Source organism: Actinoplanes ianthinogenes (assembly GCF_018324205.1).
Classification (GTDB): domain Bacteria; phylum Actinomycetota; class Actinomycetes; order Mycobacteriales; family Micromonosporaceae; genus Actinoplanes; species Actinoplanes ianthinogenes.
This window is the reverse complement of record NZ_AP023356.1, coordinates 2,892,787-2,919,689: the sequence shown is the minus strand read 5'-3', so window position 1 is coordinate 2,919,689 and position 26,903 is coordinate 2,892,787. Positions and strand designations below refer to the sequence as shown.

The following is a 26,903-nucleotide window of genomic DNA, read 5'->3' as shown; positions in this document are numbered from 1 at the left end:
GACCAGCCCGGGTGGATCGGCTGGGCTTGGTGGCCCTATCGGGTCCCGGGTTAGGGCCCTGGGGACCAGCCCGGGGGTTGGGGCTCGGCGGGGCGGGGCTGGACCGAGTCGTCGAGGACTCGGGCGGTGGCCAGGGAGTCGGCGAAGGCGGCTGGGGACAGGTCGAGGCCACCGGGGACCCAGGTGATCTCGGGGGAGTCCGGTTCGGTCATCGACGTGAGGATCTCGTCCGGGGTGAGGCCCGCGGAGCGCAGGGCGCGCAGCTCGCGAGGGTTGACGCCGGGCGGCAGCGGCCCGTTGCCGAGGTCGGTGCCGTACCGGACCTTGCCGCCCGCCTCGACGAAACGGCGCAGGTTGTCCACCGCAACCTCGCGAGCCGGGTCCGGGTCGCCCCAGCCGTGGATGTCCAGCGTGCTGATCCAGGTCATCCGGCCGGCGCAGGCGCGGATCAGGGTGTCCGGCAGCGACTCGGTCCACGGCGTGTGGGCGAGCAGATCGACACCGGCCTCGACCGCCGCGGCCACCGTGCCCGGTCCCTCGGCGTGCGCCACCACCGGCAGGCCGGACGCGTGCGCGGCGTCGACCAGCGCACGCAGGATCGGCTGCGGCAGCAGCGGGCCCCCGGCGTGCGCGGTGACCTTGATCAGGGTCGCGCCCGCCGACCAGGCGTCGGCCACCGCGGCACCCGCGTCCGCCTCCGAGGTGATCTCCCGCCAGCTGCCGGCCGGCGCCCAGGCACGGTCGCTGGGATAGCCGCCGGGTGCGATCAGAAACGGTCCGGCATAGCGGATCCGCGGCAGCCGCGGCCCCACCTGACCGTAACCACCGGCAATGGCGTCCGGCGCGGTCCGCGAGGCGGTGAGGGAGCCGGCGGCGGCGTCCGGCGTGGTCCGCGAGGCGGTGGGGGAGCCGGAGGTGGTGCCGGCGGCGGCGTCCGGCGTGGTCCGCGAGGCGGTGGGGGAGCCGGAGGTGGTGCGGGTGTCGGCGTCTGGCGCGGTGGGGGAGCCGGGGGTGGTGCGGGCCGCGAGGGCGGCGGCGCGAGCCGCGAGGGCGGCGACCGCCGCCGGATTGCCGCCCAGGTCCCAGACCGCGGCGATGCCACCGGCCCGGACCGTGCCCAGGTCGGCCAGCGCGGAGTGCACGTGCGCGTCCACCAGCCCGGGCAGCAGCGTGCCCGGGAACCGCCGGACCCCGTCGGCCGGGGCCATCTCCGCCGGCACCGGCTTCACCGTGCCGTCCACGCCGACCCGCAGGGCCACCCCGCCCCGGAGCCGCCCGCCCCACCAGATCGTGTCCGCGGCCAGCCACTGGATGCGCCGGTCCTCGCGGGGATCCGGCACCTCGGTCACGGTCGGGCGGGACTCGCAGTCACGGGCGGCTCTGGCCGTACGCGAAAAGCACCCCTCCCCACCGCAACCCGCACCCCCGCACGGACCCGGACCCGGATCGGTGTTCACCGGTGCTTCTCAGCGAGGTCACGCAGGACCGCAAGTCCCTGGTAGACCTCGGTGAAGCTGGTGCTCAGCGGCGCCGGCCCGATCCGCAGCCCGTCCGGACGGCGATAGTCGGGGATCACCCCGTTCTCCCAGAGCGGCGCCAGCAGCTGTTCGAACCCGGCACGCCGCAGCGTCACGTGCCCACCCCGGCGAGCCGGGTCCCGCGGGCTGACCACCTCGACGCCGAGCGGGGTCAGCCACTCGTCGGCGAGGTCCAGCACATAGCCGGTGAGCAGCAGCGACTTGGCGCGGACCGCCTCGATCCCGGCCTCGGCGAGCATGTCCAGGTTGGCGTGCATCGGGACCATCGCGAGGATCGGCGGGGTGCCGCTGAGCAGCGCCCGGATGCCGGGCGCGGCCTCGTAGCCGTGGCCCATCTCGAACGACGCGCGGTGCCCCATCCAGCCCTGGATCGGCTGGCGCAGCGAGTCCTGCAACGAGCGGCGCAGGTAGGCGAACGCCGGCGCCCCCGGCCCGCCGTTCAGGTACTTGTAGGAGCAGCCGACCGCGAGGTCGACACCCCACTCGTCGAGCAGGATCGGCACCGAGCCGGCCGAGTGGCACAGGTCCCACAGGGTCAGCGCACCGGCCTCGTGCGCGATCCGGTTGATCTCGGGCACGTCGGCGAGCCAGCCGGACCGGTACGCGACGTGCGAGAACAGCACCAGCGCGGTATCGCTATCCACGGCGCCGGCGACCTGGGACGGGGAGATCCCGGTGGCAGGATCAGTCCGGATCCACTCCAGATGAAGCCCTCGCTCCGCCGCGATGCCCTCCAGGACGTAGCGATCGGTGGGGAAGTTGTCGGTGTCGAGGACCACCTTGCGCCGGCCCGGCCGCGCGTCGACCGCGGCCCGGGCCAGCTTGTAGAGCAGCACCGTGGTGGAGTCCGCGACCACGGTCTGGCCGGGCGCGGCGCCGAGCGCGACCTCGCCCAGCCGATCACCGAGCACCAGCGGCCACTCCAGCCAGCCGTCGGTCCAGCCCTGGATCAGCCGGCCGCCCCACTGCCCGCGGACGAAGTCGTCGAGCAGCCGGGCGGTCGCCTCCAGGGGACGGCCCAGCGAGTTCCCGTCGAGGTAGGAGACGACCGACGGGGCCGGCAGGAAGCTGTCCCGGAACGCGGCCAGCGGATCGGCGGCGTCCAGGGCGGCGGCCCGGTCCAGAGAACTCAACGGGGGACTCCGATCTCGGTGCGGACGGCGTAGAGCTCGGGGAAGAATGTCAGATCGAGAGCCGCCTTCAGGAACGAGACCCCGCTGGAGCCGCCGGTCCCGCGTTTGAAGCCGATCGTCCGCTCCACCGTCTTGAGGTGCCGGAACCGCCAGAGCTGGAAGTTCTCCTCCAGGTCGACGAGTTCCTCGCAGGCCTCGTACGCCTCCCAGTGCTGCTCGGCCTTCTCGTAAATGGTCTGGAAGACCGGCACCAGGTCGGCGGCGAACTCCCAGGCCCGCGTCACGTCCCGGTCGAGCAGGTGACCGGGGACCGGGTGCCCGTGCCGGGCCAGGAGCCGCAGGAACTCGTCGTACACGCTGGGCGTGCCGAGCAGCTCCTCGAGCAGGTCACGAGCGGCCGGCTGGTCGTCGAAGATCGACAGCATGTGCCGGTCCTTGTTGCCGAGCAGGAACTCGACCGCCCGGTACTGGTACGACTGGAACCCGGACGAGGTGCCCAGGAAACTGCGGAACTGGGCGTACTCGGTCGGGGTCAGGGTGGCCAGCACCGACCACTGCTCGGTCAGCGTGCGCTGGATGTGTTTGACCCGGGCCAGGCCCTTGAGCGCCGGCTTCAGCTCATCCTTGGCCAGGTGTGCCAGCACCGCGCGGAGCTCGTGGATGATCAGCTTCAACCACAGCTCGGACGTCTGGTGTTGCAGGATGAACAGCAGCTCGTCGTGATGCTCGGGCACGCTGACCGGGTGCTGAGCGTTCAGGATCTCGTCGAGGTGCAGGTACTCGCCGTACGAAAGATTGACTTTGAAGTCCCGGACGATGCCGTCCTCGATCGGCCTCGTTGCCGACATGTGATCACCTACCTTTGCGACTTCAGGAGATCACATCGGGCCCCAGTAGACCCATCGGCCGTCGTGGCGGACGAACCTGCTGCGTTCGGTCATCACGCCGGACCGCCCGTTGTCCCGGAAATGCGCCTGGAACGTGACGAATCCCTCGGCGTCGAAGACCCCGCCGCCGCTGCTCTCCTGCACCTCCAGGCGTACCCAGCGCAGGCCGGGGTCACTCTCGACGTCCGCGGGACGGGTGTCCGGGTGCCAGGTGTCCAGCACGTAATCGGTCCGGTCCAGGGCGAACGCGCTGAAGCGCGATCGCATCAGGGATTCCGGGTCCGCCGCCGGGTCGCCCTCGTGCAGCGGTCCGCAACAATTTTCGTACGCCGGTGAGCCGCACGGACATGCCTTCGTCCGTGCGGTGCGCTTGCCTGCCATGCCGGACAGTCTTCCTCAGCCGGCCTGCTGCTCCACCACGATCCCGCTGATCACCTTCTGGCAGCGGTCGAGTTCCTCGATCAGGCCCTGCATCTCCTCGATCGCGGAGACCGCGTTCTGGGTGTCGGCGCGGATCCCGCCGACCTGGGTGCCGATCTCGCTGGTCGCGGTGGCGGTCTCGTTGGCCAGGTCCTTGACCTCGCTGGCCACCACGGCGAAGCCGCGTCCCGCCTCGCCGGCCCGGGCCGCCTCGATGGTGGCGTTGAGCGCGAGCAGGTTGGTCTGCTTGGCGATCGTGGCGATCAGCTGGACCACCTTGCCGATCTCGGTGCTGCTCGCCTCCAGCCGCTGGATCACCTGCACAGCGGTCTCGGCCGCGTGCACGGCGGCCTGGGTGGCGGTGGCCATGTCGTTGCTCACGTTGGCCAACCGGTGCACCGAGTCGCGCTGCCGGTCCTGTGCCTGTGCCGACCAGTCGTCCTGGCCGCCCCCGGACGACCAGCTCTCGTTCTGATCCCAGTCGGTCATGTCGTGGTGATCCCTTTCTTACCGGTAGCTCACAACATCCCACCCGGCCCGACTCTCGGGAGGCGTTTTCGCTGATCCGGTCCGTTATGGAACCGTGCCGAAAGCGGAGTCAGCACGCAGCGCGACGACTTAACCGGATCAGTCCCGGCCGGATGGCGGCCGACCGGTCACCGCCCGTGAAACATCGCGGAAACTTCACCGTGAAGTTGTCGGCGATCAGAAAGCACTGTCATCGGTTCCTGAATCAGCCGCAAGGACCGGTTCAGTTTTTGCAATGAGCTGACGTAGGATTCCGCTGTGACCAAACGTCTTGCCGAGGTGGCGAAGAAGGCCGGGGTCAGCGAGGCGACCGTCAGCCGGGTGCTCAACGGGCGCAGCGGCGTCTCCGAGGCCACCCGGGCATCGGTCCTCACCGCCCTCGATGTCCTGGGCTACGAACGGCCCACCAAACTGCGGGGTGAGCGCGGCCGGCTGGTCGGCCTGGTCCTCCCCGAGCTGCAGAACCCGATCTTCCCGGCGCTCGCCGAGGTGGTGACCGCGTCGCTCGCGCAGCGCGGTTTCACCCCGGCGCTGTGCGCGCGGACCATCGGCGGCGTCCCCGAGTCGGACTATGTGGAGATGCTGCTCGACCATCAGGTCTCCGGCGTCATCTTCGCCGGTGGGGCGTACGCGCTGGCCGACGCCTCGCACGAGCACTATCGCCGCCTCACCGACCGTGGCCTGCCGGTGGTGCTGGTCAACGCGGGCGTCGACGAGCTGGGCTTTCCCCGGGTGTCGACGGACGACGCGGTGGCGGTCGAGCAGGCGTACGGGCACCTGCGCTCGCTCGGCCACGAGCGGATCGGCATGGTGCTCGGCCCGGAGGGCCACATCCCGTCCCGCCGCAAGCTGGCGGCCATGATCTCGGCTGCCGGCTGGGCGGACGACAAATGGGTCGAGCGCTCCAGCTTCTCGATGGAGGGCGCCCGGGTCGCCGCGACCAAGCTGATCGAGCGCGGCGCCACCGGCATCATCTGTGCCAGCGACGTGATGGCGCTCGGCACGATCCGGGCGGCCCGCCGTCTCGGGCATGCCGTGCCGGCCGACGTCTCGGTGGTGGGTTTCGACGACTCGGCGTTCATGACCTGCACCGACCCGCCGCTGACCACGGTGCGCCAGCCGATCGAGACGATGGGCCAGTCCGCCGTCGACCTGCTGGTGACGCAGATCGAGGAGGCCGGGGTGGTGCGCGACGAGCTGCTCTTCGAGCCGGAGCTGGTGGTGCGCGGATCGACCGGGCCCGCGCCTCGCTGATCGTGGTAAGCGCTGCAAAAATCGACAACTAAACGCAACCTGAGGACGGCTGCCGACCGCGACTTGCGGGCGGCAGCCTTCTTTTTGTCCCCGCAGTTGCGCGCAAAGCCGACATAGCGGCGCCAGAAGCCTCGCTGTCGACATCTGCCATCTCAAAGTCGTGTCTTTTCAGTGTGCGATCGAAACCTTGCGGAAATCAGTGGGCCTAGCTACGGTGACTCCACTCACAGAGATGACCACCTCTGCGATCCCACGCATCGATGAACTCGCACCTGAAGCGAACACATGGATAACCGTTCCCGAAGGGATGGACAGATGTCCGCACCGCAGTACCGGAAAGCCGTGGCGTTCGCGCTCGCGGCCGGCCTGGGCCTCGGCCTCGCGGCGTGCTCCACGAAGAGCAACGACGAGAGCACCAGCGCCGACGGCAAGACGATCATCACGGTCGACTGCATGCCGGTCGGCACCGAGAAGGAGCTGGTGGCGAACTGGAACGCCGACGTCGCCGCCTTCGAGAAGGCGAACCCGGACGTCCAGATCAAGAGCGTCAGCGTCGGCACCCAGTGCAACAACCCGCCGGACTTCACCGCCCGCCTGGCCGGTGGCACCACCACTGACATCTTCTACGGCTACATGACCGACCTTCAGCAGGTGCTGGACTCCGGCCAGGCCATGGACATCACGTCGTACGTCACCAAGGACACCATCGCCACCTGGGACGACGTCGACAAGTCGCTCAAGGACGTGTTCAGCGACGGCGGCAAGATCTACGGCGTGCCGATCAAGAACTACTCGATGGGCCTGGTCTACAACAAGGTCCTGTTCCAGAAGGCCGGCCTGGACCCGGCGAACCCGCCGAAGACCTGGCCCGAGGTCCGTGCCGCGGCCAAGAAGATCGCCGCCACCGACAAGTCGGTCGCCGGCTACGCCGAGTACAGCGCCGGCAACACCGGTGGCTGGCACTTCACCGCCGAGATCTACTCGCAGGGCGGCCAGGTCCTCACCGAGGACGGCAAGAAGGCGGACTTCAACAACGCCCAGGGCAAGCAGGTCCTGCAGAACCTCAAGGACATGCGGTACACCGACAACAGCATGGGCTCGCGCCAGCTGCTCCAGTGGGGTGACCTGCTGACCAACGCCGCGGCCGGCAAGGTCGGCATGTTCGTCGGCGCACCGGACACCACCCAGCAGATCGTCTCCCAGTTCAAGGGCAAGTACGAGGACTGGGCCGTGGCCCCGCTCCCCGGCCAGGACGGTCTGGCGAAGGCCACCCTCGGTGGCGGTGACGGCTACTTCTTCAAGAAGGGTCTGACCGACGCGCAGGTCAAGGCCGGTCTCAAGTGGATCGCCTTCGAGAAGCTGACGGTCGGCAAGGGCCAGTTCGACTACCCGCGGGCCAAGCCGCAGAACTACCCGGTCGGCCTGCCCCAGCCGCTGCTGTTCACCAAGGACAGCCCCACCGCCAAGGCCGAGTACGACCTGCGCAAGGCCAACGCGAACGTCGACCCGACGATCTACTCGCTGTTCGAGAACCAGCAGCTGCCGATCAAGGGTGAGCCCGCGAACGCCCAGGCGATCTACGCGGTCCTCGACTCGGCGATGTCCGGGGTGCTCACCGACCCGAACGCCAACATCGACGCGCTGCTGAAGACGGCTGAGGACAAGGTCAACCAGCTGATCACCGCCGGTAGCTGATCCCGCGAGGAGTGCGGGCCGGTCGACGACCGGCCCGCACCCTTCCGACACACCGCAGGAGTTTTCCGTTGGCGACCATCACCGCTCCGGGTACGACCGAGAAGCTGAGCCGCAGCACGACGGCGTCCCGGGCCAGCGCGCGACGCGGCCGCAAGGTCCGCGACAACCTCACCGGGCACCTGTTCCTGCTCGGGGCGGTCCTCTGCTTCGCCCTCTTCACCTGGTACCCGATGATCCGCGGGATCATCATGAGCTTCCAGAAGACCAAGCGTGGCGTGACCACGTGGGTCGGCCTCGACAACTACACCCGGATCGTCGCCGACCCGAGCTTCTGGCCCGCCTGGCGCAACACCGTCTACTTCACCCTGCTGGCCCTGATCATCGGTTACGCGGTCCCGTTCTTCGTGGCGATCCTGCTCAACGAGCTGCGCCACGCCAAGGGTTACCTGCGGGTCCTGGTCTACCTGCCGGTCATGCTGCCGCCGGCCTCGGCGCTGTTCCTCTTCAAGTTCTACGCGTACGACCCGAGCGACGCCGGACTGTTCAACGCGGTCCTGAAGGCCCTGCACCTGCCGACCTCGCAGTGGATGCAGTCGCCCACCGCCACGATGCCGGCCATGGTGATCGCCTCGACCTGGATGAACATGGGCGGCGCGGTGCTGATCTACCTGGCCTCCCTGCAGAACATCCCCGGCGAGCTGTACGAGGCGGCCGAGCTGGACGGCGCCGGGCTCTGGCGGCGGATCTGGAACGTGACCATCCCGCAGACCAAGCTGATCCTGGGCCTGCTGGCCATGATGCAGATCGTCGCGACCATGCAGGTCTTCATCGAGCCGCTGATCCTGGCCAACGGCGCCGGCACGCAGGACTCGGCGACCACCGTCGCGTACCTGATCTATCAGCACGGCTTCTACCAGAACGACCTCAACGGCGCCGCGGCGCTCGGGGTGATCACGCTGGTGGCGCTGGCCGCCTTCTCCGCCGTGTACCTGCGGCTGACCACGAAGAACGACTGAGGACGGACCAGTCATGGCACAAGATTCCGGTACCCGCACGCTCATCTCGCAGGCGCAGTTGCGGCGGGGCAAGGGGCGATTCGTCTACTGGTCGTTGCTCGCGGTCGTCGTCCTCGGGTTCACCCTGGTCTTCATCGGGCCGCTGTACTGGATGGTCACCGGCGCGCTCAAGTCCGGCCAGGAGATCGCGCAGACCCCGCCGACGCTGTACCCGAAGGACCCGAACTTCAGCAACTACACCAACGCCTGGCAGAACCTGAACCTCGCGAAACTGCTGTTCAACACGTTCTACTACGCGATCGGCGCGGTGCTGTTCCAGCTGGTCTTCGACACCGCGGCGGCGTACGCCCTGTCGAAGCTGCGCCCGATCCTGGGCAACGTCATCCTCGGTGCGATGCTCGGCACCCTGATGATCCCGGCGATCGTGCTGATCGTGCCGCAGTACGTGACCGTGATCGACCTGCCGATCGTGCACGTCAGCCTGATCAACCAGCCGCTCGCGATCTGGCTGCCGCTGGTCGCCAACGCGTTCAACATCTTCCTGTTGAAGCGGTTCTTCGACTCCATCCCGGAGGACCTGATGTCGGCCGCCCAGGTGGACGGCGCCGGCCCGCTGCGTACCCTCTGGTCGATCATCCTGCCGATGTCGCGCCCGATCCTCGGCGTCGTCTCGATCTTCGCGGTGACGTACGTCTGGAAGGACTTCCTCTGGCCGAAGCTGGTCATGCCGGACGGGTCCACCCGGACGGTCAGCGTGGGCATCGTCGCCTTCTCCGGGGGATCGTCGGTCAACGAGATCATCGCGGCCTCGGTCATCGCCGCCATTCCCACCGTGATCATCTTCCTGATCTTCCAGCGGAACATCATGTCCGGTCTGACCGCAGGCAGCGTCAAGGGCTGAGCGCCTCCCGACCAGGGCGGGCGCTCGCCCCTTAAAGCGCAAAAAATGCTGCAATAATACGCAGAAAGCGAGTTTTCGTGTCCGCAAAAGACAGTGCGTGGTGGCGCGACGCGGTCATCTACCAGGTCTACCCCCGGAGTTTCGCCGACTCGGACGGCGACGGCGTCGGTGACATCGACGGCATCCGGGCGCGCCTGGGCCACCTCCGCGACCTCGGGGTGGACGCGATCTGGATGAGCCCGTGGTACCCGTCGCCGATGGCGGACGCCGGTTACGACGTGGCCGACTTCCGCGACGTCGACCCGGTCTTCGGCACCCTGGCCGGCGCCGAGGCGCTGATCGCCGAGGCGCACGCGGCCGGCATCCGGATGATCGTCGACATCGTGCCGAACCACATCTCCTCCGAGCACCCGTGGTTCCAGGCCGCGATCGCCTCGCCGGACGCACCCGAGCGGGACTACTTCTGGTTCCGGCCGCCTTCGGACCAGATGCCCACCGCCTGGACGGGGGAGTTCGGCGGGACGACCTGGTCGAAGGCGCCGGACGGCTCGTGGTACCTGCACCTGTTCACCCCGGAGCAGCCCGACCTCAACTGGGAGCACCCGGACGTCCAGGCCGAGTTCGAGGACATCCTGCGGTTCTGGTTCGACCGGGGCGCCGACGGGATCCGGATCGACTCGGCCGCGCTGCTGTTCAAGGACACCGCGCTGCCCGAGGTGGTCGAGGGCGAGCCGCACCCGTTCCACGACCTGGACGCGGTGCACGAGGTCTACCGCGCCTGGCGCCGGGTGGCCGACGACTACGAGAACCGCGCGCTGATCGGCGAGGTGTGGATGCCGGACGTCGAGCGCTTCACCAACTACCTGCGGCCGGACGAGCTGCACGCGGCGTTCAACTTCGACTTCCTCGGCTGCGCCTGGGACGCCAAGCTGATGCGGGCCTGCGTCGACCGGACCCTGGACGCGCACGCCAAGGTCGGCGCCCCGCCCACCTGGGTGCTCTCCAACCACGACGTCACCCGGCACGTCACCCGTTACGGCCGTGCCGACACCACGTTCAGCTTCGAGAACAACCTCGACGGCACCCCGGTCGACCTGGAGCTCGGCACCCGCCGCGCCCGGGCCGCCGCGCTGCTCACCCTCTCGCTGCCCGGCTCGGCCTACGTCTACCAGGGCGAGGAGCTCGGGCTCTGGGAGAACGAGAACATTCCCGAAGACCAGATTCAGGATCCGATGTACGCCCGGCGCGGGCACACCCGGGACGGCTGCCGGGTCCCGCTGCCCTGGTCCGGCGACGAACCGCCGTACGCCTTCACCGCTGAGCCGATCCGCGGCGGAAAACTGAAAGCCAACCCGTCGGTGACCCCATGGCTGCCCCAGCCCGCGGAGTGGAAGGACCGCACCGTCGAGGCGCAGACCGGCGACCCCAACTCGATGCTGGAGCTGTACCGCACCGCCATCCGGCTGCGTCCCCGGACCGACGGCTTCGATTGGCTCGACCGCGGCGCCGAAGTGCTCGCCTGGACCCGGGGCGACGACTTCGCCTGCGTGCTCAACCTCTCCGGCGCTCCCGTCCCCCTGCCGGAGCACCAGACCATCCTGCTCGCCAGCGGCCCCCTCGACGGTGACCTCCTCCCCCAGGACACCGCAGTCTGGCTGCGCCTCTAGTCGGCGGGGGCGTCTCCGGTTCCACCGCCGGGGGCGCCCACGAGCAGGAATAGGAACAGCAAACACCGGGGGCTGGCCACACCCAAGGAAGGAAAACATGGCCAACCGCACCGCCCCAGCCGCAGCAGCGATCGCCGCCGTCCTGGCAGCCGCTGCCGCCACGGTCATCTGGCAGTCCGGCCCGGCGCAGGCCGCCGGACTCTCCCCGTTCGACATCGCCGGTCGGGGCGCCAGCGTGCCGTTCACCGAGATCGAGGCCGAGAAGGCCGCGACCACCGGCACCTCCACCGGCACCGACCGGACCTACGGCACCCTCTCCTCCGAAGCCTCCGGGCGGGAGGCCGTCACCCTCGACGCCGCGGGTGAGTACGTCGAGTTCACCCTGACCAAACCGGCCAATGCGGTCACCTTCCGGTACAGCGTCCCGGACGGCAAGAGCGGGTCGCTGGACCTGCGCACCGGCTCCACCCTGATCACGAGCGTGCCGGTCACCTCGAAGTACAGCTGGTACTACGGCTACTACCCGTTCACCAACAACCCCGGTGACGGCCGCCCGCACCACTTCTACGACGAGGCGCGGGCGCTGTTCGGGACCACCTACCCGGCCGGCACCAAGATCCGGATCCAGGTGAGCTCGACCGCGCAGTCGCCCAGCTTCACCATCGACCTGGCCGACTTCGAGAACGTGCCGGGCCCGATCGGCAAACCGTCCGGCGCCATCGACGCGGTCGCCGACTACGGCGCCGACCCGACCGGCGCCACCGACTCCACTGCCAAGATCCAGGCGGCGGTGAACGCCGGCTCGGCCGCCGGCCGGGTCGTCTACCTGCCGCAGGGCAACTACACCCTGTACAGCCACGTGATCGTCGACAAGGTGACGCTCGCCGGGGCCGGGCCCTGGTACACCGTGCTCGGCGGTCGGCACCCCAGCCAGCGCAACCTGGCGGCCGGCATCTACGGCAAGTACGTGGGCCAGGGCGGCCCGAGCCAGAACGTCACCGTCAAGGACCTCGCGGTCATCGGCGACATCCAGGAGCGGGTCGACGAGGACCAGGTCAACGCGTTCGGCGGCGCCATGTCGAACTCGACGATCGACAACGTCTGGATGCAGCACACCAAGGTCGGCGCCTGGATGGACGGGCCGATGGACCGGTTCACCATCAAGAACAGCCGGATCCTGGACCAGACCGCGGACGGCGTGAACTTCCACATCGGCGTCACCAACTCCACGGTCACCAACACGTTCGTCCGCAACACCGGTGACGACGGCCTGGCCATGTGGGCGGAGAACACGCCGAACGTCGGCAACTCGTTCACCCACAACACCGTGGTCGCGCCGATCCTGGCCAACAACATCGTCAGCTACGGCGGCCGGGACATCACCATCAGCGACAACGTGATGGCCGAGACGGTCACCAACGGTGGCGGCCTGCACGTCGGCAACCGGTACCCGGGCGTCCAGGGGGCGACCGCGGTGGCCGGCACCTGGACGATGGCCCGCAACACGCTGATCCGCACCGGCAACTCCGACTACAACTGGAACTTCGGCATCGGCGCGCTGTGGTTCTGGCCGGACTCGGGGGCGATCACCGGGGCGACCCTGAACGTCACCGACACCGACATCCTGGACAGCTCGTACTCCGGGATCCAGTGGATCGGGAACGGCACCAGCGGGCTGAACCTGACCAACGTGAACATCGCCGGGGCGGGCACGTTCGCGCTCCAGGCGCAGGCCCCGGCCACCGCGACGTTCACCAACGTCAAGGCGACCGGGATCGCGCAGAACCCGCCGACCTACAACTGCACCGGCTCGGGGCTGGCGATCACCGACGGCGGCGGCAACTCGGGCTGGCAGACGGCGACGCCGTACTGCGGGCCGTGGCCGGCGCCGAAGTGGGGCAACAGCACGACGACCCCGTCGAACCCGCCGACCTCGTCGTCCCCGACGCCGTCGCCCAGCGCCTCCACCACCCCGCCGCCCTCGAACGGCAACCTGGCGCAGGGCAAGAACGTGACGGTGACCAGCGCCAACGGTCCCTACACCGGGCCGAACGCGGTGGACGGCAACGCGGCTACGTACTGGGAGAGCGCCAACAACGCGTTCCCGCAGACGTACACCGTCGACCTGGGCTCCGCCCAGACCGTCGGCAAAGCCGTACTGAAGCTGCCGGCAGGCTGGGAGAAGCGGACCGAGACCGTCGGGATCACCGGTTCCACGGATGGGTCCTCCTGGACCTCGCTGGCGGGCGCCACCGGGGTCACGCTGGACCCGGCCAGCGGAAATAGCGCGACGGTTACGCTGACAACAGCAAATATCCGATATGTCCGGCTCACCGTGTCGGCCAACACGGGATGGCCGGCGGCGCAGCTCTCCGAGGTCGAGCTCTACAGTGCGGGCGGAACCACCGCTCCGCCGACGACCACTCCGCCGACGACCACTCCGCCCACGACCGCGCCGCCCACCGGCAACCTCGCGGCGGGCAAGACCGCCACCGCGACCAGCCAGGCGGACGTCTACACCCCGGCCAACGTGACCGACGGCAACGCGAACACCTACTGGGAGAGCAACAGCAACGCCTTCCCCCAGTCGATCACCGTTGACCTCGGCCAGAGCCGGACGCTCACCAAGGTCGTGCTCAAGCTGCCACCGGCCGCCGCCTGGGCCACCCGCACCCAGACGCTGTCCGTCCTGGGCAGCACCGACGGTTCGACCTTCAGCACGGTCAAGGCGAGCGCCGGTTACGCCTTCAACCCGGCCGGCGGCAACACGGTCACCATCCCGGTCACCACGACCCAGCGCTATCTGCGACTCACCTTCACGGGGAACACCGGCTGGCCCGCGGGCCAGCTCTCCGAGTTCGAGGCCTACGCCTCCTGAGAAGCCCCGCCGGGCGGCCATCCACCAGGCCGCCCGGCGGTTCCCGATGGAAGAAAGGTGCGCTCCCGCATGTCCAGACTCAGGCTCATAGCCGCGGCTGCCGCCGCCGGCGTGGTAGCCGCGTTGATACACGCCCCGGCCGCGCAGGCTGCCGGGCCCAACCTCGCGGCCGGCAAGACCTTCAGCGCCAGCAGCTACACCGACGTCTACCCGGCCGGCAACGCCGGTGACGGCAACGCCAACACCTACTGGGAGAGCAACAACAACGCCTTCCCGCAGTGGCTCCAGGTCGACCTGGGCACCGCCACCCAGGTCAACCAGGCCGTCCTCAAGCTGCCGCCGGCCACCGCCTGGAACACCCGGACCGAGACGCTGTCGATCACCGGCAGCACCGACGGCTCCTCGTTCAGCACGCTCAAGGCGAGCGCCGGCTACACCTTCAACCCGTCCTCGGGCAACACGGTGACCGTCGACTTCACCGCGGTCAGCACCCGGTTCGTCCGGCTGACCTTCACCGCGAACACCGCGTGGCCGGCCGGTCAGCTCTCCGAACTGGAGCTGTACGGCCCGGTCACCGGGGACAGCCAGGCGCCGAGCGCGCCCGGCAACCTGACCTACACCGAGCCGGCCGGCGGGCAGATCCGCCTGAACTGGAGCGCGTCGACCGACAACGTCGGCGTGACCGGCTACGACGTCTACGCCAACGGGGTGCTGCGCACCTCGGTGGCCGGCAACGTGCTGACCTACACGGACAGCCAGCCGGACTCGGCGACCGTCTCCTACTACGTGCGGGCCAAGGACGCGGCCGGCAACGTCTCCGGGAACAGCAACACGGTGACCCGGACCGGCTCGACCGGCGACTCGCAGGCGCCGACCACGCCGGGGACGCTGTCCTACACCACGCCGGCCAGCGGGCAGATCCGGCTGAGCTGGGGCGCGTCCACCGACAACGTGGGCGTGACCGGCTACAACGTGTACGTCAACGGGAGCCTGAAGACCACGGTCACCGGGACCACGTACACCGACAGCCAGCCCGACACGGCGACCGTCTCGTACTACGTGAAGGCTCGCGACGCCGCCGGGAACGAGTCGGCGGCCAGCAACACGGTGACCCGGACCGGCACGCCGCAGACCGGCACCAACCTCGCGGTCGGCAAGCCGATCGAGGCGTCGTCGACGGTGTTCACCTTCGTCGCGGCCAACGCGAACGACAACGACACCGCGACCTACTGGGAGGGGAGCGCGTACCCGGCGAACCTGACGGTGAAGCTGGGCGCCAACGCGACCGTCTCCTCGGTGGTGGTCAAGCTGAACCCGTCGTCCGACTGGGGCACCCGGCAGCAGACCTTCTCGGTGCTCGGCCGGGAGCAGTCGGCGTCCGCGTACACCACGATCGTCGGCTCGGCGACGTACACCTTCAACCCCGCCTCGGGCAACACCGTGACCATCCCGGTCTCCGCGACCACCGCGGACGTCCGGCTCTCCTTCACCGCGAACACCGGCGCCCCCAGCGGCCAGGTCGCGGAGTTCCAGGTCATCGGCGCCGCGGCGCCGAACCCGGACCTGACGGTCACCGGCATCTCCTCCTCGCCGGCCGCGCCGGTCGAGACCGACGCGATCACGCTGTCCGCCACGGTCCGCAACGCGGGCACGGCCTCCTCGCCCGCCTCTTCGGTCAACTTCTATTTCGGTACGACCAAGGTCGGCACCGCCTCGGTCGGCGCCCTCGCCGCCGGCGCCTCGGCGACCGTCTCCACCTCGATCGGGGCGAAGGACGCCGGCACCTACGCCGTCAGCGCCGTGGTCGACGAGGCGAACACGGTCGTCGAGACCAACGACGCCAACAACTCCTACAACAGCCCGGCCGGCCTGGTCGTCGCCCCGGTCAGCAGCTCCGACCTGGTCGCCTCGGCGGTCTCCTGGTCGCCCGGCAACCCGTCGGCCGGCCAGACGGTCACCTTCTCGGCGATCCTGAAGAACCAGGGCACCGCGGCCACCGGCAGCGGCGCGCACAACGTCACGGTGACCGTGCTGAACGGCTCGACCACGGTCAAAACGTTCACCGGGTCGTACACCGGCACACTGGCCGCCGGCGCCTCGTCGCCGTCGATCAGCCTGGGCACCTGGACCGCCGTGAACGGCAAGTACACGGTCCGCACGGTGGTCGCCGCCGACACCAACGAGCTGCCGGTCAAGCAGGGCAACAACACCAGCGAGAAGTCGTTCTTCGTCGGTCGCGGCGCGAACATGCCGTACGACATGTACGAGGCCGAGGACGGCACGGCCGGTGGCGGCGCGGCCGTCGTCGGCCCCAACCGCACCATCGGCGACGTCGCCGGTGAGGCCTCCGGCCGCAAGGCCGTCACGCTGAACCAGACCGGCTCCTACGTCCAGTGGACCACCCGCAACCCGACCAACACGATCGTGGCGCGGTTCTCCATCCCGGACGGCACCACCAGCTCGATCAACGTGTACGTCAACGGCTCGCTCAACAAGTCCCTGCCGCTGACCTCGAAGTACGCCTGGCTGTACGGCAACGAGACGGCGCCGCAGAACTCCGGCTCCGGCCCGCGGCACATCTACGACGAGGCGAACATCATGCTGACCGGGTCGTTCCCGGCCGGCAGCACGATCAAGCTGCAGAAGGACTCCGGCAACAGCGGAAACATCGCGATCGACTTCATCCAGCTGGAGCAGGTCACCGCGATCGTGAACCCGGACGCCACCAAGTACGTGGTGCCGGCCGGTTTCGACCAGCAGTCGGTGCAGGCCGCCCTGGACGCGGCGCGTCAGGACAGCACCAAGGTGGGCGTCTACCTGCCCGCCGGTGACTACCAGACGTCGAACAAGTTCCAGGTGTACGGCAAGGCGATCAAGGTGGTCGGCGCGGGCCCGTGGTACACCCGCTTCCACACCCCGGAGTCGCAGACCGAGACGGACGCCGGCTTCCGGGCCGACAGCACCGCCAACGGCTCGACGTTCGCCAACTTCTCGTTCTGGGGCAACTACACGATCCGGATCGACGGCCCCGGCAAGGTGTTCGACTTCGCGAACGTCTCCGGCATCACCATCGACAACATCTGGGCCGAGCACGTGGTCTGCCTGTACTGGGGCGCGAACACCGACAACATGGTGATCAAGAACTCGCGGATCCGGGACACCTTCGCCGACGGCGTCAACATGACCAACGGCAGCACCGGCAACCTGGTCGACAACAACGAGTCCCGGGCGACCGGCGACGACAGCTTCGCGCTGTTCTCGGCGATCGACGCGGGCGGGTCCGACGAGATCGACAACACCTTCTCGAACCTGACCAGCCTGCTCACCTGGCGGGCCGCCGGTATCGCGGTCTACGGCGGCTACAACAACACGTTCAAGAACATCTACATCGCCGACACGCTGTGCTACTCCGGCATCACGGTCAGCTCGCTGGACTTCGGTTACCCGATGAACGGCTTCGGCGCCAGCCCGCCGACCGTGCTCGACAACATCTCGGTCGTCCGGGCCGGTGGCCACTTCTGGGGCCAGCAGGTCTTCCCGGCGATCTGGATGTTCAGCGCCTCGAAGGTGTTCCAGGGCATCCGGATCAGCAACGTCGACATCGTCGACCCGACCTACTCCGGGATCATGTTCCAGACCCAGTACATCGGCGGCCAGCCGGTGAACCCGATCAAGGACACGGTCTTCACGAACGTGACCATCACCGGCGCGCAGAAGAGCGGTGACGCCTTCGACGCCAAGAGCGGTTACGGCATCTGGGCGAACCCGCTGCCGGAGGCGGGGCAGGGCCCGGCGGTCGGCTCGGCCACCTTCACCAACCTGACCCTGAGCAACAACTACAAGGACATCGAGAACCCGACCTCCACTTTCACCATCATCCGCAACTGATCACCGATCGAACCGAGCGTGCCCGCGTCCGCCGTCCGGACGCGGGCACGCGCTCATGGATCGACTTGAGCGGTCACCCTAATGTCGGGGCATGCAGCCTGACCCGAGGATGTACCAGCGGCCACCCGAGCAGACCTGGTGGTGGTTCCTGATCCCGCTCTTCACCTGCGGTTACGGCGCCTTCGTCATGGTGCTGATCGGTGCTCGCCGGCTGCGCTCCGGGTTCCACACAGTCGCCGCCTTCGGCTACCTGGCCGTCACGCTCAGCCTGTGCGGGGCGTCCTCGTATTACAGCTCCATCCGCCGGCCGGGGGAGGACGACGGCGGGACGTGGGTCGTTGTGCTGCTCCTGCTCGTCTGGCTGTTCAGCATCGTGCACACCGCGATCATCGCCTCCCGGGTCCGCTGGGCTGCCGCCCAGCAGCCGTTCGGGCCGCAGGTGCCGGTCATGCCCTATCCCGCCCCGATGCCGCAGGAGGACCCGGCACTCGCCGCGGCCCGCTGGCGCGCCAAGCGCCGCGACGAGGCCCGGCAGCTCCAGGCGTCCCAGCCCGCGCTCGCCTCCGAGCTGCTGATCGGCCGCCCCGACCTGCCGCACCGGCAATACGACGACGGCGGCCTGATCGACGTCAACCACGTCTCCGCCGAGTGGCTGGCCGGCGGCCTCCAGATCGACCTCACCCTGGCCGACGAGATCGTCGCCGCCCGCGAGTCCCGAGGCGGCTTCACCACCCCCGACGAGCTGATCGTCTACTGCGAGGGCCTCACCCCGGAACGCCTGGCCCTGTTCCGCGACCGCCTGATCTTCGTCCCCCGCTGACCGGAGCGGCCTTGACCCGGTGCCGCCGACCGGTGCGGCCTTGACCCGGTGCCGCCGACCGGTGCGGCCTTGACCCGGTGCCGCCGACCGGTGCGGCCTTGACCCGGCGGTGCCGACCGGTTTGGCTCGTCCGGTGACCGACCTGCACCTGTTGCCCGCCGACGCCGAAGCCCGTCTCCAGGACTGGCAGCGCATCCACAACGCGATCATCCCGACGGCCCCGCTGACGCTCGACGAGGTGCGTGAACGCGCCGGCCGCAACCGCCTCGAAGTCGCCTACCTCGGCGGCGTAGCGGTCGGCTGCTCCACGGTCCGCCCGCCGGCCGGCGATCCCCCGGCAGCCACCGTGATCGCCCGCGTCCTCCCTGGTCACCGCCGCCAGGGGATCGGCCGAGCCCTCTACGAGAAGGGCCTGGCCCAGGCCGCCGAGTGGGGTGCCACCGGCATCGAAACAATCGTGCTCGCCACGAACGAGGCCGGCCTGCGCTTCGCGCTGGCCCACGGCTTCACCGAGGTGGAGCGCTACACCCTCGACGGCGACGAGATCCCCTTCGTCACGCTTCGCCGCTAACCCATTTCGTACGTTCTCGCCCTCCCCCAACCGCACCAGCCCCGTCCCGTGCCTCGACGCACGGTGATCCCGGTGCCGGACCGCGAGGCCGTTCCGGGCTGAGCCGCCAGGCCCGCCCCACCCCAGACCCAGCCGCGCCCCCCGCCCCCGAGCTGGCGTCCATGGCCCTATCGAACCCAGGGATAGGGCGCTGAGCGCCAGCCCGGTTGGTCGGGCTGGTGCCTATGGCCCTTTCGAGCCCGGGGGTAGGGCGCTCAGTGCCAGCCTGGTTGGTCGGGCTGGTGCCCGTGGCCCTTTCGAGTCTGGGGGTGGGGCGTTGAGTGCCAGCCTGGTTGGTCGGGCTGGTGCCTGTGGCCCTGTCGAGCCCGGGGATGGGGCGTTGAGTGCCAGCCTGGTTGGTCGGGCTGGTGCCTGTGGCCCTGTCGAGTCTGGGGGTGGGGCGTTGAGTGCCAGCCTGGTTGGTCGGGCTGGTGTCTGTGGCCCTGTCGAGCCCGGGGATGGGGCGTTGAGTGCCAGCCTGGTTGGTCGGGCTGGTGCCTGTGGCCCTGTCGAGCCCGGGGATGGGGCGTTGAGTGCCAGCCTGGTTGGTCGGGCTGGTGCCTGTGGCCCTGTCGAGCCCGGGGATGGGGCGTTGAGTGCCAGCCTGGTTGGTCGGGCTGGTGTCTGTGGCCCTTTGGGCGGGCTCGATAGGGCGCTGAGGGCCAGCTGGAGACCGTTTGCCTCGTGACCGTTATGAGTCCGGCGTGTCGGCACGGCGGGCTCTTGGACCTGCGCTGGGAGGCCCTGTCAGGGCGGGACAAGGGCCCGGGGCGCAAGCCGCGGCCGGGTCCGGGGTGGGGCGGGCCTGGCGGGCTCAGCCCGGAACGGCCTCGCGGTCCGGCACCGGGATCACCGCGCGTCGAGGCACGGGACGGGGCTGGTGCGGTTGGGGGAGGGCGAGAGCGTACGAAATAGTGGTTAAAGGGTTACCGAGCGGCCCGTCGTGGCGCTGACCCGGGCGGCGTCGAGGACCTCCATGGCGCGGACGGTGTCCCACGGGTCGACCGGGAGCGGGCCGGTGCCGAGCACGGCCGCGGCGAACGCGGGGTAGAACGAGTCCCAGCGGCCGCGGCAGCTCTCCACCGGGGCGCCGGTCGCGCCGCGCCACAGGTGGCCGCGGCGGTGCTCGTGCTCGACGCCCCAGCGGTCGCCCAGCTTGGCCGGGGTCTTGCCGGCCTTGAGCAGCTCCTCCTGGCAGTCGAGCTCGGCCGAGATGAACGTGCCGGCCGTGCCGGTGACCCGGAAGCGCGGGCCCGGGCCGGCCTGGCGCCAGCTGCCCCACAGGTGCGACTCGACGCCGCTGAGGTGGTGCATGGCCACGAAGAAGTCGTCGTCCAGCTCGCTCTCGCCGCGCATCTCGGCGTAGACCCGCTGGGCCGGGCCGTGCAGCTGGAGGGCCTGGTCGACCAGGTGCGCGCCGAAGTCGAGCAGGGTGCCGCCGCCGGCCGCCTTGGGCAGGCGGTCGGGCGCCCAGCGCTCCATCCTGGACTCGAAGCGGCGGATGGTGCCGAGCGAGCCCTTCTCGATCAGCTTCTTGATGGTCAGGAAGTCGGAGTCCCAGCGCCTGTTCTGATAGACGGTCAGCGGGACGCCGGCCGCCTCGGCGGCCTTGACCAGCTCGCGGGAGGTCGGCGCGTCCAGCGTGAACGGCTTGTCCACCACCACGGCCAGGCCCAGCCGGATGGCCTCCAGGGCCAGGTCGGCGTGCGTCGAGGCGGGGGTGGAGATGGTCACCGCCCGCACACCGTCAGCGGCGAGCGCGGCGATCGAGTCGTAGGTCGCGACGCCGGGCAACTGCTCGGCCACCTGCTTGCGGCGCTCCTCGGACGTGGTGACCACACCGACGAACTCGATGTTCTCCGCCGAGGCGATCAGCGGGGCGTGGAAGATCCGCCCGCCGCTGCCGTACCCCACCAGCCCGACCCGCACCTGCTCGATCATGCCGGAAGTTTTTCATATCCGTTGCCGGGCTGTTGCGGGTGATCCTGCCCGTGACTTGTGATGACCGCCGCATGACGTGCAGTCACGAAATGTGGTATCAGAGCCCGATCACCTCGCGCAGGGCGCGGCCCACCGGCCGGAACACCTCGTCGCTGAGCCACCGGCTGGTCACGGCGATCCCGCGGAACAGCAGACCGAACGTGTAATCCCAGGTGAACCGGATGGCGATGCCGATCGGGCGGAGCACGAAGCGGTAGATCATCCGGGATGCCCAGGCGATCGCCCGGGCGATCGGGACCAGGAGCCATCGGTACGCCATCCGCACGGTCCAGGCGATGGCCAGGCCGATCGGCCGGATGATCCATCGGTACGACGCGTGCACCGCCCACACGATCGCGTGCCCGATCGGGGTGAGCACCCAGCGGTACAGCGCCACCAGCGCCCAGGCGAGCGCGTGCCCGATCGGCGCCAGCACCCAGTTGTAGATCGCCCGGACGACCGGGGTGAGCAGCCACACGATCGCCAGCGCGACCGGGCGCAGCAGATGGCGCAACAGCATCCGCAGCACCCAGGCGACCCCGGTGACCAGCGCGGCGAGCACCCAGCGGAGCGCGTGCCAGAGCGGCAGCAGGAGCCACTGCAACAGCTGCCGGACCAGCCAGAGCAGCGGGACCACCAGGAACGTGCGCAGCAGCCAGCCGAGCGCCCGGCCGACCGGCACCAGGACGAACCGGTTGAGCAGCACGCCCAGCTCCCAGAGCAGCCGGAAGGGGAACACCACGATCAGCGCGATCGCCCGGATCGGGTAGGTGATCCAGGCGGGCGCTTCCGGCCGCTGCGGTGTGCTCATCGGGACTCCTCGTTCACAACCGCCTCACGGTACTGGAACCGATCAAAAGAAAAGCAGGTGGAGCCCCCTGTCGGATGGATGACGACGGCCGTCGAATCGGTGTGCGCCAGGAGAACAATCGCGGCATGGAACCCGCGCAGAAGGAACGTACGCCGTTTTCCGACATCGACGGACTGACCGCCTCGATGTCGGAGATGGTGCTCGCCGCGCTGACCGAGATGGGCCGGCACCCGGAGATCCGGCGGGTTCGGCGGACCGGGGTCGACGCGCTCCGGCCGGCACTCGGCGCGCGGCTGCTGGACGCGGGTTCCGGGAGCGGTGAGGTGGCCCGCAAGCTGGCCGCCGAGGTCGGGCCGCGCGGCGAGGTGATCGCGCTGGACCACTCGGCGGCGATCACCGCGGCCGCGGTCAGCCGGCACGACGGCAGCAACGTGCGTTACGTCGTCGGCGACGTCGGTGACCTGGACCTGCCCGACGACTGTGTGGACGGCGTCTGGTGCGAGCGGGTGCTCCAGCACGTGGACGACGCGGACCGGGCGATCGGGGAGCTGTGCCGGGTGACCCGGCCGGGCGGGCGGCTCTGCCTGATCGACACCGACTGGGACTCGCTCGCCTTCGACGGGATGCCACCCCGGCTGTGGGACACCGTGGCGCGGTACGTGAACCGGCACTTCACCCCACCGCAGCGCGACATGGGCCGGACGCTGCGCCGCCGCCTGGTCGCGGCCGGCCTGTCCGGCCTGACCGCGACCCCGGTGACCTGCCTGTTCGGCAGCCCCGACTCGGCGGCGGTGGTGCTTCCGATGGTCAACCCGCGGGTGCCGGCGGACTCCTGGCATGCTCCGCTGGGGCTGCGCGACGAGTGGCTGGCCTGCGTCGAGGCGGCCGGCGCCCGCGGCGACTTCCTGGCCGTTCTGACCATCTGGGTGGTAGCCGGAACTGTGCCTGATGGCCTCGCTCCGCTCGGCGGCATTTCGCCCCGGTGAGTCGATGACGAGAGCGCGAAAAAACGCCTGCGCTGCGCTTGCCGTTTTTCCGTGCTCTCGTCATCGACGGGCGAAATGCACCGCAGTTCCGGGCGACGTTCAGCGCTCGATGGGAACCATGCGGTGCAGCAGCCGGTCCAGGGGCATGCTGGCGAAGCTGATCCGGACGTCGCTGGAGGCGTACGGCAGCCAGAACCGCCCGTCGTGCACCAGCCCGCCGCAGGAGTACAGCACGTTCGGCACGTACCCCTCCCGCTCGATCTCGTCCGGGTCGATCAGGCCCTGCGGCAGGTCGGCGATCACCCGGGACGGGTCGTCCAGGTCGAGCAGCATGGCGCCGATCGCGTACCGGCGCATCGGCCCGACGCCGTGGGTGAGCACCAGCCAGCCGGCCTCGGTCTCGATCGGCGACCCGCAGTTGCCCACCTGGATCAGGTCCCACCCGCGGTGCGGCACCAGCAGCGGCCCGGCCGGCTGCCACCGGTGCTGGTCGTCGCGGACGGCCAGCCCCAGCGTCTCGCCGTCGGACCGGCAGAGCGCCATCTTCTTCCCCTTGATGTACCGCGGGAAGAGCGCCATCCCCTTGTTCCGGGCGGCCGGTCCGTGCAGCGCGGTCACCTCGAAGTGCCGCAGGTCCCGGGTGTAGATCACCCGGCCGGCGATGTTGTATCCGTCGTACGCCGTGTAGGTCGCCTGGTACGCCGGCCGCCCGTCCGGGTCGACCACCTGCACGAACCGGGCGTCCTCCATGCCCCGGCTCTCGCTCGGCGTGGCCGGCCAGAGCACCCGCTGGTGCAGCGGCATGGTGGCCGGGAAGGTGACCGCGTAGTCGTCCATCACGATCCGCCGGATCAGGTCCAGCGTCATCGGGGTGGTCGGCCGGGCCAGCAGCTCGGGCGGCAGGTGACTGAGGATGTCCTCGAACTCGCTGTCGTCGTACCGGTCCGGCAGGGCGTTGAGGATGTACGCCGAGCACTCGTTGTCGATGTCCTCGTCGCCGAGCGCCGCGAACAGCTGGTGTTTCATGTGCTTGGCGCCGACCCGGGTGCCGATCGCGAGCGGCCCCTCCCGCTCCTCCAGGCGGATCGCCGCGCCCGGCCCGATGATCACGCTGCAGAAGCCGATCGACGAGATGTGCCCCTCGCCGATCTGCCGCAGGCTCAGCGCCGCGCGCAGCTCGCCCGGCGCCAGGTCGTGCTGGTCCGGGTGCGGGACGATCGACGGGTTGCACAGCGCCGCCGCCTCGACCGAGAACTCGTGGCTGAAGTACGCCCCGATCAGCGTCCGGGCCTGCGGCGACAGGTCGATCTCCGGTGGCACCCGGTGCTGCACCACCTCGTAGTGGTGCTGGAACGTCGACAGGATGTCGTGGTGCCGCCCGGAGAAACGGTTCAGCACGTCCTCCAGGAGGGTGCCGATGTCGCTCTCGTCGAGTTGCAGCACCCGCTCGATCATGCAGGCCGTGCGGTTGTGCGTGGAGTGCGCGTCCTCGCCGGGCACGAACAGTTTGATCACCACGCGGCGGCCGTCGGGGGCCATGGTGATGTTGTGACGGGTGATGTCAGTGGAGTTCACGGTAGCGGTCACGCTGGGTTCCTCCGGCTGGCCAGGGTGCGGGCATGCTGCAGCGTGGAGACGAGCGCGAGGGTGGATTCGGCTCCTTGGTTCAGATTAGGTCCATCTGCGGTCAACCCGTCATAACAACCGCAAGTCTCACTGTCGTACATCACCGTTCCGGTGTCGTTGTCGCCGAGGAACCACGTGATCGACTGGAACAGCGGCGCGTCCCAGCGCTCGTCGCCGGTCACCGCGGCGGCCGTGGCGCAGGCGTCCGCGGTGGCCGCCGCCTCGATCGGCTGCTGGTCGTACCGGTGCCGGGGCACGCCCGGTCGCCATCCGCCGACCGGGACCGTGGAGAGGTGGCCCTGGTGCTCCTGCATGTCGCAGAGCCAGGAGAGCATCCGCAGCCCGTCGCCGAGCAGCGCCTCGTCGCCGAGCAGGTCGCCGGCCGCGATCAGCACCTCGGCCAGCGCCGGGTTGGCGTAGGTGAGCTCGCGTTCCGGCCACACCCACTCCGGGTCGGAGCCGGGCAGGCCGATCACGGTGGCCGCGTCGGCGAGCAGTTCGGCGGCGACCCGGTCGCGCGGGTCGGCCCGGAGCACCTCGGCGGCGCCCAGGCCGGCGAAGGCCATCGCCCGCGGCCACCGGGAGCGGTGGTGGGCGCCCAGGTGGAAGGCGTACCGGGCCTCGGAGCGGATCCACGGGGCGGGGCCGCGGGCGGCGGCGGTGCCCAGGCCCCACAGGGCCCGGCCCCACCAGTCGCCCAGCGACGGCTCGTCCTGCCAGCGCCGGTCGTAGCTCATCCGGTTGCGGAACGCGCCGTCGGCGCCCTGCGCGTGGGTGAGGAAGGCCAGGTAGCGCTCGGCGGCCCGGAGCAGCTCGGGCGACGGCCGGGGCTCCCGGCTGGCGATCAGCAGGCCCCGGCTGACGTCGTCGACGCAGTAGCCGTGCTCGCGCCGGACGATCGCGGTACGCGCGTGCTCCAGCAGCCCGGTGTCGTCGGAGAGCCGGAGCACATGGTCGAAACGCGGTTCGGGCACATCGGTGAGCCGGATGGGCGGCGGGATCAGCCGCAGCGAAAGGCTCATGCCGGAATGGTGGCCGCGGCCAGCGGCGCTCGGTCGGCCAGCAGCCGGGCGGCCAGCGACTGGTACCGGGCGGCGACCGCCGGCCAGCGCAGCGTCGGTCCACCGGCCAGCCCGGCCAGCCGCCCGGGCAGCCCCGGCTCGGCCAGCACGTGCCGGATCGCGAGGGCCATCGCCTCCGGGTCCTGGTGCGGCACGAGCAGTCCCGGGCCGTCCGCGAGCAGCTCCACGGCGTGCGGGAACTCGGTCGCCACCACCGGCACCCCGGCGCCCACGGCCTCGATCAGCACGCCCGAGGTGACCTGCTCGGTCGAGTCGTACGGCAGCACCACCGCGTCCGCCGACCGGATCAGCTTGGACAGCTGGGCCGGCTCCAGGTACGCGTCGATCCAGTCGACCGCGTCGGTCACGGCCAGCTCGGCGGCCAGCTCGACCAGCGACGAGCGGTAGACGTCGCCCTGCTGTTCCAGGACCTTGGGGTGGGTGCGGCCGGCGACCGTGTAGACCGGGGCCGGGTTCAGGTCGCCGAGCAGGGCCAGGGCCCGCAGCGCCCACTCGATGCCCTTGCCCGGGCCGAGCAGCCCCCAGGTCAGCAGGTTCGGCCGGTCGTGGTCCTCGCGGGGCACCCCGGCGTGGCTGCCGGCGCCGTGCGGGATCACGGTGATCTTGCGTGGGTTCACCGCGTAGTTCGCGGTCAGCCGCTGCCGGGCGGTGTCGGTCATGGTCACCACGGCGGCCGCGGTCTCGGCGATCTGCTCCAGCACCGCCCGCTGCAACGGGTCCGGGTGGGTGAGCACGGTGTGCAGCACCACGATGGCCGGGATCTTGAGGTCACGCAGCAGCGGCAGCACCTCGGCGCCGGCGTCGCCCGGGTAGATCCCGTACTCGTGCTGGATGATCGCCACGTCGAAACGGTTGAGCGCGGCGGCGGCGGCCGACCAGCCGCCCGGCATGTCGGTGTGCCAGGTGTGCACGACCCGCGGCGCGGCCCGGTCGAGCGCGATTCCCCCACTGGTGTTGTCCTGGCTGAGCAGGCGTACCACGCCGGACCCCAGAGCGGCGCCGGGTGTTCCGGCGCTCAGGTGGGTGGCGAGTGCGGCATTGAACGTCGCCAAACCGCATTGAGTGGGGGGATATGTACTCAAAAACCCGTATGTCGCGGGCATGACTGGGCCTTTCTCTCCTCAGCCGGCTGCCTCCCCGCAGCTCGGAGCGTTCCGGGAATGGCTCCCGTTTAACGCGAAAT

The 26,903-nt window shown here is 69.9% G+C and carries 20 protein-coding genes; 10 read left to right on the top strand and 10 right to left on the bottom strand.

The window, feature by feature from the left end; all coding sequences use genetic code 11:
- Positions 1-50: 50 nt before the first annotated feature.
- From Aiant_RS13175 to Aiant_RS46500, 5 genes are all read right to left on the bottom strand, one after another.
- Positions 51-1,340 carry an amidohydrolase family protein gene (locus tag Aiant_RS13175; RefSeq protein WP_229830966.1) on the bottom strand — a complete coding sequence of 430 codons (1,290 nt, stop codon included), beginning with the start codon at positions 1,338-1,340 and terminating at the stop codon, positions 51-53.
- A gap of 113 nt (positions 1,341-1,453) precedes the next feature.
- Positions 1,454-2,671 (bottom strand): kynureninase, encoded by a 1,218-nt coding sequence (kynU, locus tag Aiant_RS13170; RefSeq protein ID WP_189334429.1) that lies wholly within the window; start codon positions 2,669-2,671, stop codon positions 1,454-1,456.
- Positions 2,668-3,519 carry a tryptophan 2,3-dioxygenase gene (kynA, locus tag Aiant_RS13165; protein WP_189334430.1) on the bottom strand — a complete coding sequence of 284 codons (852 nt, stop codon included), beginning with the start codon at positions 3,517-3,519 and terminating at the stop codon, positions 2,668-2,670. The genes kynU and kynA overlap by 4 nt, the downstream gene beginning before the upstream one ends.
- Positions 3,520-3,549: 30 nt before the next feature.
- Positions 3,550-3,825, bottom strand: coding sequence for a YchJ family protein (locus Aiant_RS13160; protein WP_212847079.1), 276 nt, complete (start codon positions 3,823-3,825; stop codon positions 3,550-3,552).
- 129 nt (positions 3,826-3,954) lie between these two features.
- Positions 3,955-4,467 carry a methyl-accepting chemotaxis protein gene (locus Aiant_RS46500; protein ID WP_189334432.1) on the bottom strand — a complete coding sequence of 171 codons (513 nt, stop codon included), beginning with the start codon at positions 4,465-4,467 and terminating at the stop codon, positions 3,955-3,957.
- Positions 4,468-4,764: 297 nt separating this feature from the next.
- Between Aiant_RS46500 and Aiant_RS13150 the strand changes: the two genes are divergently transcribed.
- The 9 genes from Aiant_RS13150 (at position 4,765) to Aiant_RS13110 (ending at position 19,196) form a co-directional block, all read left to right on the top strand.
- Positions 4,765-5,760, top strand: coding sequence for a LacI family DNA-binding transcriptional regulator (locus Aiant_RS13150; protein ID WP_189334433.1), 996 nt, complete (start codon positions 4,765-4,767; stop codon positions 5,758-5,760).
- A gap of 315 nt (positions 5,761-6,075) precedes the next feature.
- Positions 6,076-7,455 (top strand): ABC transporter substrate-binding protein, encoded by a 1,380-nt coding sequence (locus tag Aiant_RS13145; protein ID WP_189334434.1) that lies wholly within the window; start codon positions 6,076-6,078, stop codon positions 7,453-7,455.
- A gap of 68 nt (positions 7,456-7,523) precedes the next feature.
- Entirely contained in the window at positions 7,524-8,471 is a 948-nt protein-coding gene (locus Aiant_RS13140) for a carbohydrate ABC transporter permease (protein WP_189334435.1), read from the top strand.
- A 13-nt stretch (positions 8,472-8,484) separates the two neighbouring features.
- Positions 8,485-9,372, top strand: coding sequence for a carbohydrate ABC transporter permease (locus tag Aiant_RS13135; RefSeq protein WP_189334436.1), 888 nt, complete (start codon positions 8,485-8,487; stop codon positions 9,370-9,372).
- Between the two features lie 77 nt (positions 9,373-9,449).
- Positions 9,450-11,039 (top strand): glycoside hydrolase family 13 protein, encoded by a 1,590-nt coding sequence (locus tag Aiant_RS13130; RefSeq protein WP_189334437.1) that lies wholly within the window; start codon positions 9,450-9,452, stop codon positions 11,037-11,039.
- 97 nt (positions 11,040-11,136) lie between these two features.
- A complete protein-coding gene (locus tag Aiant_RS13125; RefSeq protein ID WP_189334438.1) occupies positions 11,137-13,917 on the top strand; it encodes a galactose-binding domain-containing protein in 2,781 nt (926 codons plus the stop codon).
- Between the two features lie 69 nt (positions 13,918-13,986).
- Complete coding sequence (locus Aiant_RS13120) at positions 13,987-17,805, top strand: discoidin domain-containing protein (protein WP_229830968.1); 3,819 nt, start codon at positions 13,987-13,989, stop codon at positions 17,803-17,805.
- Between the two features lie 91 nt (positions 17,806-17,896).
- Complete coding sequence (locus Aiant_RS13115; protein ID WP_189334439.1) at positions 17,897-18,625, top strand: ComEA family DNA-binding protein; 729 nt, start codon at positions 17,897-17,899, stop codon at positions 18,623-18,625.
- Positions 18,626-18,758: 133 nt separating this feature from the next.
- Positions 18,759-19,196: a GNAT family N-acetyltransferase gene (locus Aiant_RS13110; protein WP_189334440.1), complete on the top strand. Its 438-nt coding sequence runs from the start codon at positions 18,759-18,761 to the stop codon at positions 19,194-19,196.
- A gap of 957 nt (positions 19,197-20,153) precedes the next feature.
- Here the strand turns inward: Aiant_RS13110 and Aiant_RS13105 are convergent.
- On the bottom strand, positions 20,154-21,176 hold the full coding sequence (locus Aiant_RS13105; protein ID WP_189334441.1) for a Gfo/Idh/MocA family protein: 1,023 nt from the start codon (positions 21,174-21,176) through the stop codon (positions 20,154-20,156).
- 97 nt (positions 21,177-21,273) lie between these two features.
- A complete protein-coding gene (locus tag Aiant_RS13100) occupies positions 21,274-22,026 on the bottom strand; it encodes a hypothetical protein (RefSeq protein ID WP_189334442.1) in 753 nt (250 codons plus the stop codon).
- Positions 22,027-22,151: 125 nt separating this feature from the next.
- On the opposite strand from Aiant_RS13100, the gene Aiant_RS13095 reads away from it, so the two are divergent.
- On the top strand, positions 22,152-23,012 hold the full coding sequence (locus tag Aiant_RS13095) for a methyltransferase domain-containing protein (RefSeq protein WP_189334443.1): 861 nt from the start codon (positions 22,152-22,154) through the stop codon (positions 23,010-23,012).
- 99 nt (positions 23,013-23,111) lie between these two features.
- Here Aiant_RS13095 and Aiant_RS13090 read toward each other — a convergent pair whose 3' ends face one another.
- The 3 genes from Aiant_RS13090 to Aiant_RS13080 are packed head-to-tail and all read right to left on the bottom strand — an operon-like array spanning position 23,112 to position 26,823.
- Positions 23,112-24,599 (bottom strand): glycoside hydrolase family 130 protein, encoded by a 1,488-nt coding sequence (locus tag Aiant_RS13090; RefSeq protein ID WP_189334444.1) that lies wholly within the window; start codon positions 24,597-24,599, stop codon positions 23,112-23,114.
- Positions 24,596-25,660 carry a glycosyltransferase gene (locus Aiant_RS13085; protein WP_189334445.1) on the bottom strand — a complete coding sequence of 355 codons (1,065 nt, stop codon included), beginning with the start codon at positions 25,658-25,660 and terminating at the stop codon, positions 24,596-24,598. Before Aiant_RS13085 ends, Aiant_RS13090 begins: the two co-directional genes overlap by 4 nt.
- A complete protein-coding gene (locus Aiant_RS13080; protein ID WP_189334446.1) occupies positions 25,657-26,823 on the bottom strand; it encodes a glycosyltransferase in 1,167 nt (388 codons plus the stop codon). Before Aiant_RS13080 ends, Aiant_RS13085 begins: the two co-directional genes overlap by 4 nt.
- Positions 26,824-26,903 lie beyond the last annotated feature (80 nt).

Bases quoted from the DNA above. Each gene is read 5' to 3' on its own strand.
- Aiant_RS13135 (WP_189334436.1), top strand. From the start codon at position 8,485: ATGGCACAAGATTCCGGTACCCGCACGCTCATCTCGCAGGCGCAGTTG.
- Aiant_RS13080 (WP_189334446.1), bottom strand. From the start codon at position 26,823: ATGCCCGCGACATACGGGTTTTTGAGTACATATCCCCCCACTCAATGC.
- Aiant_RS13115 (WP_189334439.1), top strand. From the start codon at position 17,897: ATGCAGCCTGACCCGAGGATGTACCAGCGGCCACCCGAGCAGACCTGG.
- kynA (WP_189334430.1), bottom strand. From the start codon at position 3,519: ATGTCGGCAACGAGGCCGATCGAGGACGGCATCGTCCGGGACTTCAAA.
- Aiant_RS13095 (WP_189334443.1), top strand. From the start codon at position 22,152: ATGGAACCCGCGCAGAAGGAACGTACGCCGTTTTCCGACATCGACGGA.
- Aiant_RS13120 (WP_229830968.1), top strand. From the start codon at position 13,987: ATGTCCAGACTCAGGCTCATAGCCGCGGCTGCCGCCGCCGGCGTGGTA.
- Aiant_RS13100 (WP_189334442.1), bottom strand. From the start codon at position 22,026: ATGAGCACACCGCAGCGGCCGGAAGCGCCCGCCTGGATCACCTACCCG.
- Aiant_RS13160 (WP_212847079.1), bottom strand. From the start codon at position 3,825: ATGCGATCGCGCTTCAGCGCGTTCGCCCTGGACCGGACCGATTACGTG.
- Aiant_RS13145 (WP_189334434.1), top strand. From the start codon at position 6,076: ATGTCCGCACCGCAGTACCGGAAAGCCGTGGCGTTCGCGCTCGCGGCC.
- Aiant_RS13105 (WP_189334441.1), bottom strand. From the start codon at position 21,176: ATGATCGAGCAGGTGCGGGTCGGGCTGGTGGGGTACGGCAGCGGCGGG.
- Aiant_RS46500 (WP_189334432.1), bottom strand. From the start codon at position 4,467: ATGACCGACTGGGATCAGAACGAGAGCTGGTCGTCCGGGGGCGGCCAG.
- Aiant_RS13125 (WP_189334438.1), top strand. From the start codon at position 11,137: ATGGCCAACCGCACCGCCCCAGCCGCAGCAGCGATCGCCGCCGTCCTG.
- Aiant_RS13085 (WP_189334445.1), bottom strand. From the start codon at position 25,660: ATGAGCCTTTCGCTGCGGCTGATCCCGCCGCCCATCCGGCTCACCGAT.